The organism is Gemmatimonadota bacterium (genome assembly GCA_026706345.1).
Lineage (GTDB): Bacteria > JAAXHH01 > JAAXHH01 > JAAXHH01 > JAAXHH01 > JAAXHH01.
In genome coordinates this window covers 18,710-28,772 of the sequence record JAPOYX010000075.1, presented here as the reverse complement: position 1 = coordinate 28,772, position 10,063 = coordinate 18,710, and the positions used below count along the sequence as shown (strand labels likewise).

The following is a 10,063-nucleotide window of genomic DNA, read 5'->3' as shown; positions in this document are numbered from 1 at the left end:
GAACTGGGCGGTGACTTCTACGTGAGCAGCACGCACAAGTGGCTGTTTACGCCCAAGGGAACGGGCCTGTTGTACGTGGATGACGCCGCGCAGGACAAGATCGGGCTCGGGTATTACACCTCCGGAGGGCGTTTGACCGCGAGGCGTTTTGAAAACAACGCGACCCAGAGCTACGCGCCGCTGGTCGGATTCGCCGTGGCCGTGGATTTTCACAACGCTATCGGCACCCCGCTGGTCGAGGACCGTGGCGCAGCCATGTCGAAGTGGCTGAAAACACGCCTTTCCGACATCCCCGGCGTTCGGGTATGGACCCCCATGAGCCGCAACCTTTCCGCGTCCATGGTGTCCTTTTCCATCGCCGGCATGACCTCGTCCGACGTGGGCACGCCGCTCCGGGAGAGATACCGCATCCATAGCCGCGGACTCTACGAAGGGGGATATCACGGCGCCCGCATTTCCTGCGCCATGCACAACAGCTATGATGATATGGAGAAAGTCGTCGGCGCCGTCGGCGAAATCGCGGCAAACAGATGCTGAATTCGAATTCATGTTCTGACACGCTTCACTAAATTCTCGCGCGCGGTTGCGTTCACACGCGGTGGGCCGCGTACGGGTTGATATCGCACGGGAGCGGAATATGTCCGATACTACACTTACCATAAAGGCATTGAAGGAACAACTGGGTGAAACATTCGCGGAGCATGTCGTCCTGCGAATCAAGCGAGAAGGCGAATACGTGGAATTCACGGGCGCGGAGGTCGCCCGCAGGGCCGACGCGCTGGCCGGGCTGCTGGCCTCCCTCGGCCTGCAGCACGGCGACCGGGTCGCGCTGCTCGCGGACAACCAGCCTGAATGGGGCGTCGCCTATCTGGCTATCGTCGGGCACGGGATGACGGCCGTGCCGATCGACCGGCTGCTGAAACCCGGGGAATACCAGCGCATTCTCGAAGACTCGGGAACACGGGCCATCGTGGTCTCCGATACCTTCCGCGACGACCTGCATTCCATCGCCGGCACCCTGCCCGATCTGAAACACGTGCTGAGCCTGGAAGAAGTCATGGCCAGCGAAGCGAACGCGGCGGTGCCGGACAGCCAGGCCAGTCCGGACGACCTGGCCGTCCTGATCTACACCTCGGGTACGACCGGCCAGCCCAAGGGCGTGATGCTCTCCCACCGGAACATCATGTCCAACGTGGTGGCCTGCAGCCGGGTTATCTCCATTTCTGCCGATGACAGTTTCGTATCGGTCCTTCCCCTGCACCATACGTTCGAATGCACCGCCGGACTCCTCGCGCCGTTGTACAACGGGGCTATGATATCCTACGTGGGAAGCCTCAAGTCGCGGGATATCGTCGACACCATGAAAGACTCGAAGGCGACGATCATGCTGGGCGTCCCGTTGCTGTATGAAAAGATGTTTCAGGGGATCATGCGCAAGGTCAGCACGCAACCCGCCGTCACGCGGACCGTGTTCAATCTCCTGATGGGCGTGGTGAAACTGGGCGAGAAGTTCAACAAGCGCATGGGCACGGCCCTGTTCAGGAGCCTGCGCGAGAAGGGCGGACTGGGGACCATCCGATTCTTCGTCTCCGGCGCGGCGGCGCTGCCGCCCGAGGTGGCCATGGGCTTCGACCGCCTGGGCCTGCGCGTCCTCCAGGGCTACGGACTCACGGAAACCTCGCCCGTCGTATCGGTTCACCGCGTGGAACAGGCTCCGAAGCCCGACTCCGTCGGCCCCCCCATAAACGGCGTGGAAGTGGAGGTCGTGGATCCGGACGACACCGGCGTGGGAGAACTCATCGTCCGGGGCGACAACGTGATGCTGGGCTATTACAACAACCCCGAGGCCACGGCGGAAGTGCTCAAGGACGGCGCGCTGTACACGGGTGATTCGGGATGGATCGACGAGGACGGTCATCTGCACATCGCGGGACGCCTGAAGAACGTGATCGTTACCCGGGCGGGCAAGAATATCTATCCGGAGGAAGTCGAAGGCGAACTCGTCCTCAGTCCCTATATCGCCGAGGTCCTGGTCTTCGGCGCCGAGAACGCCGACACGGGAGAAGAGTACGTACGGGCGGTCGTAGTCCCGGACTTCGAATATCTCGAACAGGAGGGTGTGCCGGCCGACGACGACTCTCTTGCCGCGCTCATCGACCAGGAGGTCCGGGACCGCTGCAGGAACCTCGCAGATTACAAGCGGGTCAGGGAAGTGGAACTACGCAGGGAGGAATTCTCCAAGACATCCACGCGCAAGATCAAGCGGTTTCTCTTCCAGTCCGGACAGGCGGGCCAGTCGGAAGACGCTTCCGGCCGGTAGGAGAGACCTCGCGGTCACGGGAAGGCGGAATCTAAGGCCGATGGGTAACATGCAACACGCACCAGATCCGGAACCGGCGCCGCTTCCCTCGCAGGATACGTCCCCGAACCCAACGGAAACGGACGAAGCGGGCCAGGCGGGCCAGGCGGGCCAGGCGGCCCAGCGTACGCAGTGGCGCCGCCCCGCGATCCTGTTCGCGTGTACCGCGCTGACGACCCTCGTCTCCGGGACGATCATGGAGAACGCCGGGGTCCCGCCGCTGGTGTTGATTGTCACCCTCCTGAGCTTTCCGGGACTCCTTCTGGACGGATTGCCCTTCTCCCTTTCCGTACTCGGCATTCTCATGGCCCACGAGATGGGGCACTATCTTTACGCAAGGTGGTACGGCGTCCGCACCTCTCTGCCCCATTTCATTCCCTCGCCCTTCTTCTTCATTATCCCGAATCCGGGCACGTTCGGCGCCGTTATCGTCACGAAGGCGCCGTATCCGCACAGGCAGGCCCTCATGGACATCGGCGCGGCCGGTCCCGTGGCGGGTTTCGTCGTGGCGGTCCCAATCATGGCCTACAGCCTGCTCGGCGCCAGGGTGGACGCCATGCCCACGGACGGCGGGCTGTACCTGGGCGAACCCCTGGTTTTTCAGTTTCTCGCCTACCTGATACACGGCCCGTTGCCCGAGAATTACACCATTTACCTGGATTCGGTTGGGCTGGCAGCCTGGTTCGGCTGCCTGGTCACCATGCTCAACCTGCTGCCCGTGGGACAACTGGACGGCGGCCATATTCTCTATGCCTTCACGGGGGGAGCGGTCCGGGGGAGACGCCTCCAGCGGAACCTGACGCTGGTGAGTTTTCTGGCGCTGGCCGTGCTGGGTCTCTATTCACCCGGATGGTGGGTATTCGGGGCGCTGCTGCTTCTGATGGGCAGGTTCAGCGGATTCAGGCATCCCGCGCCGATCGACGATGCCGCGCCGCTGCCTAGGCGCAGCAAGTGGCTGGGCTGGCTCGCGATCCTCGTCTTCATTCAAACCTTCATGCCGGTGCCGATCTCTTTTACGGGGCCATAGCCTGCTTCCTGTAACGCGCTCTACCGGAAGGCCTGGCGCGGGATGACGAAGCGGCTGGGGCGTCGTCGGAGGATCAACTGATCAGGAGCCGTTCCAGTTTCTTGTGGATTCTTTCGTCGTCTGCGTCGATCCGATGCGCCTTGAGCAGCTCGTCTATCGCCCGGGCGTTTTCGCCCATGATTTCGAAGATGGAACCCAGCGCATAGTGGGCCGCGAAATTGGTGGCGTCGAGTTCGAGGGCCTTCTGGTACTCGCCGATCGCGAGATCCCATTTCTCCTGCCGGACGAAGATTTCCGCGAGACTCATGTGAACCTCGGAAGCATCGCCGTCCCATCGTAGCGCTTCCCGGTAGGCGGCGACGGCTTCATCGTACATCGTCCGCCGCTTGTAAACCATGCCCAGGAGCTTGTAGGCGGCGCCGTTCCGGGGTGAACGGCGGATGACTTCCCGGAAGCAGTTGGTCGCTTTTTCGAACTCGCCGAGATAGCAGTAGATCCGGCCGAGATCCTGGAAGAGGGCGTCGGTGCGGTACCCGCCCTCGAGTGCGTTCAGCATGTATCCGCGGGCTTCGCTGTAGCATTCCTGTTGCATGTAGATCAGGCCGATGTCGTACTGTACCGCGACTTTCCGCGGATACGCCCTGGCGCACTTGCTGAGCCACTCGAAGGCTTCGCTCGTGCGGCCGGTATACATCAGCCCAAGCCCCAGGCCCCGCAGAGTCCAGTAGTCGGTCTGATTTCGCTCCAGGCGTTCGAAGCACAGGCGCACAATGGCCCCATAGTCCTTCTTCGCCAGGAGGAGCTTGAGCTTATGAGACCAGAACCACATATTTGTTTACTCTTTCAACAGCGTTCGGTGCCGCCTTCGGGGTTTCGATTCCGGGGAAACAGGACGTGCGGTGCGTATGTCCCGTTACCTGCAAATATACGCAGGCGGGACGGGGGTGTCAAGCGGGCGAAACGGATTCGGGATCGCGGATTTCAGGACGTGAACAAAGGCGATCCGGAAGCGTGGGGAACGGCGCGGTATGAGGATCGAACGGCCGGGAGGAGAACTGGCTAAGTGACCGGTAGAGAACAAGTTACAGGCGTCATCCTCGCAGGGGGGCTGAGCAGCCGGTTCGGTTCCGACAAGGCCCTGAGCCGGTTTGAAGGCGAACGGTTGATCCAAAGGCTATGCAAAACCGTCGCCGCGGCGACGGATCGGGTGTTGCTGATCACCAATACGCCGGAAGACTACGCCTTCCTCGACCTGGAAAGCGGCCAGGACCTGGTCCCCCGCTGCGGTCCTATCGGCGGCATCTACACCGCGCTCCGGACGGCGAATACGCCGCTGTGCCTGTGTGTCGCGTGCGACATGCCCTTCATCAGGCCCGAATTCCTGGAGCACATGGTCGGGCAGTCGTCCGGGTACGACGTCGTCGTCCCCGTGAACGAAGGCCGCGAGGAACCGCTGTGCGCGGTGTACCGGGACACCTGCATCCCCTCGATCGAGGACCGGATCAGGGCACGCAGGTACAAGATCACCGGATTCTTCGAATCGGTGCGCGTGCGTCGCCTGGATCCGGTAGGCGCGGGTTTCCACGACGCGGACATGTTCTTCAATATCAACAACCGGACGGAGTACGACGAGGCGTTGAAACGGCTGAAGGGCCGGCGGCAGTCAAAGTAGATACAGCCCAGGGTCATGACGGCGAAAGACCGGGCGACCGCGTGACCAGCCGGACTTGCGTGGCCAGCCGGACTACCCGGCCCGGCCCTCGACCAGCAGGATGAATTCCCCCCGCAGCCGGCGGTCTCTCGTCTCTTCGAGCAGCAGGGACAGCAAGTCCCGGTCTACGCGCTCATGCAGCTTGGTCAGGTCGTTCACCAGAGCCGCCCTGCGGTCCCCGAACACCTCCAGGGCGGAGGCGATGAGCGCGTGCACCCGGTGGGGGCTCTCGAAGTAGATGAGCGTGTCTTCGCGTTCCGCGTCCGCTTCCAGATAGCGGCGCCGGGCCCCGGGTTTGCGGGGAGGAAATCCGCAGAACGTGAATCGGTGTACCGGAAGGCCCGAGAGGACCAGCGCCATAATCAGCGCACTCGGTCCCGGGGCCATGCTTACGGGTATGTCGGCCTGGATAGCGGCCTGGACGAGCCGATAGCCGGGATCGGCGATACCGGGCGTGCCCGCATCGGTGACCAGGGCGAGATCCCGGCCCTGTTGCAAGGCTGCCAGGGCCTTGGGCACGGCCCGCTGCTCGTTGTGCTCGTGATAGGCCATCTGCCGGGCGCTGATCCCGTAGTGCTTGAGCAGGCGCCCGGTCCTGCGCGTATCTTCGCTGAGTACGATATCCACGCCGCGCAGGACTTCCAGCGCCCTGAGGGTGATGTCGTCCAGATGGCCGATCGGCGTGGCTACCAGGTAGAGCATGGATCAGTTCGTCTGTTCGGGAAACGGCGCGCGTATGTCGTAGCGGCCGTGTATCTCCACGGGCAGCGCTCCCTCCTCTACCATCAGGTCCAGCGGATTGTCTCCCGTCTGCAGCGGCAGTTCGACCACGTCGCGGATGCGCGCGGATTCATAGATCGCCATCATGAGCTCCATGGTCAGGCGGGCTGTTCCACCGTCGTTGCGGTGCCCTTCGACCCGGCCGTCCAGCCAGGAAATGAACTCGTCGTACTGGTCGACCTCCACCGGTGGCGGCGTGATGGTCTGCCAGTCGCCGGCATGGCGGTTCAGCAGGAGCAGGGTGCCTTCGGGGCCGCGTTTCAAGATCCCTTCCGTCCCGTAAATGACGTCCCCCTGCAGTCCGGGTTCGGGCAGATCGCTCTCGTAGGTCCCCCTGATCCCGCCTTCGAAGGCGATGATCGCCGCGCACCGGTCCTCGCACCTCACCCGGCGTTCCCACCGGTCCGTCTTGCGCGTAACCTGGCCGATCACCCAGGCCGGCCCGGGGTCGCCCAGCACGTACATCATCTCGTCGAGCTCATGGGTCCCCCTGTTTAGCAGGCCGTGGGCGTCCCTGCGCAGCATGGCTGTGGGCGTTCCGATCGCGCCGTCCAGCACGAGACGCCGCGCTTCCACGTTCTGCGGGGTGAACCGGCGCTGGTGGCCGATGGCGAGCCTGACGTCGTTTCGCGCGCAGGCTTCCAGCATGCGGTCGGCCTCCGCGAGACTGGCCGCCATGGGCTTTTCGCCCAGGATCCCCTTTGCGCCCGCTTCCGCCGCTTTCACGGTGATTTCGGCGCGGACGTTCTGCCAGGTGGTGATGCTGACGATGTCACAGGCCTCTTCCGCCAGCATGCGCTCGTAATCCGTATAGGGCTTCGCGTCGAATTCGTCGGCCAGTTTACGGGCGCTGCGCTCGTTGACGTCCGCCACCGCGACCACGTCGGTCCGTGTTTTCTGCGTCCAGTGACGGGCGTGTGAACCGCCCATGCCTCCACTGCCTATGATGCCGACTCGATATGATTCGGACATGTAAGCTCCTTTAATACGTATATTTCCTTATTTCCGCGGCCCGGCTTGCGTGCCGTCCCGCGCAATTTACGCCTTTCGCGCCTGACTTGCAACCCCTGAATGGATGTGCCGCTGCCCGACTTCGTACCCTACTTATTGTATTGCTCCGCATTCGAATCGGGCGTATGATAGAACAGGTCAACCGGGAAAGGACGGACATGGATTACAACGGTCTGCAGGTTGCGGCCCTTGATGAAGCACTGGGAGACGCTATTGTCGCACGCGGCGGAAGACCCGTAGTCTCCGGGGCTGGCGACGCGGAAGGCATGGACGCATTTCTCGACCGCCTGGCCGGGGAAGACATCGCCGTGTTGCTGCTGACGGAACCCGAGCAGATCCGCGCAATGTTCGGCCGCGCCGTTGCAACCGGCCGCGTCGAGCCCCTGCTGGACGCCGTCAGGCAGATGGCCGTGGGCTCGGCAAGCCCGGCGTGCAGCGAGATCTGGAGAAGCCATCATCTCTCCGTCGACTACGAACCCGACGGGACGGGCGGCGAAGCCCTGGTTTCCGGCATGGCGCGTCTGGCGGGATACCTGGTCAACAAGAAGCGTACCGCCGTGGATGGCGGAGTGGACACCTCCTGCTGGCAGCGGATCGACATGCGGTGGCATTTCGAGAGCGATCCGTACGGAACCCGGGGTGAATCGGCCTTCCTCCGGGCGTGTCGCCGCGAATCGACGAATTACACGCCAATCTGGCTGCTGCGCCAGGCGGGCCGTTACCAGCGGGCCTACCGGGAGCTTAAATCGGACCTGGACTTCCTGGACATGTGCAAGACCCCGGAACTCACGGCCGAAATCACGTTGATGGCCGTGGAACGCCTCGGGGTGGACGCCGCCATCCTTTTCGCGGACATCCTGCCTCTGCTGCAACCGATGGGATTCCGCCTGGAATACGTCACGGGACAGGGCCCGGTCATTCATAACCCGATTCGGACGGGCCTGGCCGTGGACCAACTTGAAGAAGCGGAGCCGGAATCCCAGCACTTCGTCTACGAGGCCATCCGCATGGTGCTGCCGGCGCTGCCGCCCCATATCCCCCTCATCGGTTTTTCCGGCGCGCCCTTTACCCTGGCCGCCTACGCCATCGAGGGACAGGGTTCGCGGGACTTCAGGCACGTCAAGACCTTCATGCATTCCGATCCGGAGGCCTGGCACGCCTTCATGGCCAGGCTGGCCCGGGCCGTCACGGGGTATCTGAACGAACAGATCGATGCGGGCGTCCACGCGGTGCAGCTGTTCGACAGCTGGGCCGGCTGCCTGTCACCGGACGACTACAGGACATTCGTGCTTCCCCACACCGGGTACATCTTCGCCCATCTCCGTCCCGGCGTGCCCTCGATCCATTTCGGGGTCGGCACCGGCGCCCTGCTCGGACTGATGCGGGAGGCGGGAGGGGAGGTCATCGGGCTGGACTGGCGCGTGGACCTGGCCGAAGCCTGGCAGGACCTGGAACATGACGTGGCGGTGCAGGGAAACCTGGATCCCCTGATTCTCTTCTCTTCCCCCGAGGTTATCCGCAAGCACGCGGCGGCCGTCCTGCACAAGGCCGCGGGCAGGCCCGGACACATCTTCAACCTCGGTCACGGCATCCTGCCCGGCACGCCGGAGGACCACGTCATTGCGCTCGTGGACGCCGTGCACGAACTGGGAAGCGTTCGATGAAGGTCGTAGTGGTCGGCGGGGGCATAGCGGGATTGAGCGCGGCCCACCGGTTGGTGGAATCGAAGCGCCCCGGCCTGGAAGTGACGCTGCTCGAGCGCTCGGACCGATTCGGCGGGATCATACGCACGATCGAACACGACGGGTGCCTGATCGAGCTGGGTCCGGATTCCTTTCTTTCGTCGAAGCCCTGGCTGGCGGACCTGGCCGGGCGCCTGAGTATGGCGGACCGGATCATTCCCACCGCAAGCACCCATCGTCGGTCTCACGTGGTCTACCGGGGCAGGCTTCATCCCCTGCCGGACGGGTTTCTGATGATGGCGCCCACGCGCCTCGGGCCCATGGTAACCACTTCCCTCTTTTCGTGGACGGGCAAGGCCCGGTGCGCCCTGGACCTGGTGCTTCCGCGTGGACCGGACATCGACGACGAGAGTCTGGGGGCCTTCGTTCGCAGGCGGTTCGGCGGCGAGGTGCTCGAGCGGGTCGTACAGCCGCTTATCGGAGGGATCTACACAGGAGATCCGGACACCCTCAGCCTGAAAGCCACCCTCCCGCGGTTCCTCGAGATGGAAAGGCGTCACCGCAGCGTCATCAAGGCCATGGTTGCACAGCGGCGCGCGGTGGCGAAGCGCCAGGGCGGATCCCCCGCGAGTAGCGGTTCCCCCGAGGGCAGCGGCTCCTCCGCCGGCAGCGGCGCCCGTTATGGTGAACTGGTCTCCTTCGACCGGGGCATGAAAACCATCGTGCAGGCCCTCCTGAGGCACTTGCCTTCGGACGCCTTGCACACCGACACGGAAGTCGTGAGCCTGCACCGCGAAGGAAACGCCTGGCGTCTGTCCTGTGGCGACGGACGGGATTTAGTCGCGGACGGCGTTGTTCTCGCACTGCCGTCGCGGAATTCCGCGGAGCTGCTTCATGACACCGACCCGGCCCTGTACGCCGAACTGTCGGCCATCCCCCACGCGTCTTCGGCCGTTCTGAACCTCGTGTACCGGCGTTCGGACGTGCCTCATCCCCTGGACTGTTTCGGCTTCGTGGTACCCGCGGTAGAGGAGCGTAGAATCATCGCCTGTACCTTCAGCAGTGTCAAGTTTCCGAACCGTGCCCCGGAAGGCCTCGTCCTGCTACGGGCTTTCATTGGCGGCGCCCGTCAGCAGGATTTGCTAGAAGTCGATGATGAAGAGATGCTGCGGTATGTACGGGATGAACTACACGATCTGATGGGTATCGAAGCCGCTCCCCGGCACACCATCCTAACCCGGTACCCGGACGCCATGCCCCAGTACCTGGTCGGACACGTCCGGCGCATGGAGCGGATCGAATCGCTGCTTGAGAAGCAGCCCGGGCTGGCGCTGGCAGGTAACGCATACCGGGGCGTGGGACTGCCGGATTGCGTGCATTCGGGAGAGCAGGCGGCGGAGCGGATTCTGAAGAAGGAAGATGCCTGCTAGCGGGACGCTGCCGGTTGGTCAGACGGAAGTCGTCCCTTGAACACGCCAAAGGACCGTCCGTCT

9 protein-coding genes are annotated in these 10,063 nt (G+C 63.5%); 6 read left to right on the top strand and 3 right to left on the bottom strand.

Translation table 11 applies throughout. The features are described from left to right. From OXG98_06100 to OXG98_06090, 3 genes are all read left to right on the top strand, one after another. A partial coding sequence (locus OXG98_06100; GenBank protein MCY3771573.1) for an aminotransferase class V-fold PLP-dependent enzyme occupies positions 1-537 on the top strand: 537 nt, incomplete at its 5' end. Between the two features lie 100 nt (positions 538-637). Then, positions 638-2,320 (top strand): AMP-binding protein, encoded by a 1,683-nt coding sequence (locus OXG98_06095; protein ID MCY3771572.1) that lies wholly within the window; start codon positions 638-640, stop codon positions 2,318-2,320. Positions 2,321-2,369: 49 nt separating this feature from the next. Next, the gene (locus OXG98_06090) at positions 2,370-3,386 is read left to right on the top strand and encodes a site-2 protease family protein (GenBank protein ID MCY3771571.1); all 1,017 of its coding nucleotides are present in this window, start codon (positions 2,370-2,372) and stop codon (positions 3,384-3,386) included. 73 nt (positions 3,387-3,459) lie between these two features. Here the strand turns inward: OXG98_06090 and OXG98_06085 are convergent, their stop codons facing one another. Then, positions 3,460-4,215, bottom strand: coding sequence for a tetratricopeptide repeat protein (locus OXG98_06085; protein ID MCY3771570.1), 756 nt, complete (start codon positions 4,213-4,215; stop codon positions 3,460-3,462). A 234-nt stretch (positions 4,216-4,449) separates the two neighbouring features. On the opposite strand from OXG98_06085, the gene OXG98_06080 reads away from it, so the two are divergent. Then, positions 4,450-5,058 (top strand): molybdenum cofactor guanylyltransferase, encoded by a 609-nt coding sequence (locus OXG98_06080; GenBank protein ID MCY3771569.1) that lies wholly within the window; start codon positions 4,450-4,452, stop codon positions 5,056-5,058. A gap of 72 nt (positions 5,059-5,130) precedes the next feature. On the opposite strand, the gene rsmI is transcribed toward OXG98_06080, so the two are convergent. Both rsmI and OXG98_06070 read right to left on the bottom strand, forming a co-directional pair. Then, positions 5,131-5,799: a 16S rRNA (cytidine(1402)-2'-O)-methyltransferase gene (gene rsmI, locus OXG98_06075; GenBank protein MCY3771568.1), complete on the bottom strand. Its 669-nt coding sequence runs from the start codon at positions 5,797-5,799 to the stop codon at positions 5,131-5,133. A gap of 3 nt (positions 5,800-5,802) precedes the next feature. Further along, positions 5,803-6,849, bottom strand: a complete 1,047-nt coding sequence (locus OXG98_06070; GenBank protein ID MCY3771567.1) for a Gfo/Idh/MocA family oxidoreductase — start codon at positions 6,847-6,849, stop codon at positions 5,803-5,805. A 197-nt stretch (positions 6,850-7,046) separates the two neighbouring features. Between OXG98_06070 and hemE the strand changes: the two genes are divergently transcribed. Then, entirely contained in the window at positions 7,047-8,552 is a 1,506-nt protein-coding gene (gene hemE, locus OXG98_06065) for a uroporphyrinogen decarboxylase (GenBank protein ID MCY3771566.1), read from the top strand. After that, complete coding sequence (gene hemG, locus OXG98_06060; GenBank protein MCY3771565.1) at positions 8,549-10,000, top strand: protoporphyrinogen oxidase; 1,452 nt, start codon at positions 8,549-8,551, stop codon at positions 9,998-10,000. Before hemE ends, hemG begins: the two co-directional genes overlap by 4 nt. Positions 10,001-10,063 lie beyond the last annotated feature (63 nt).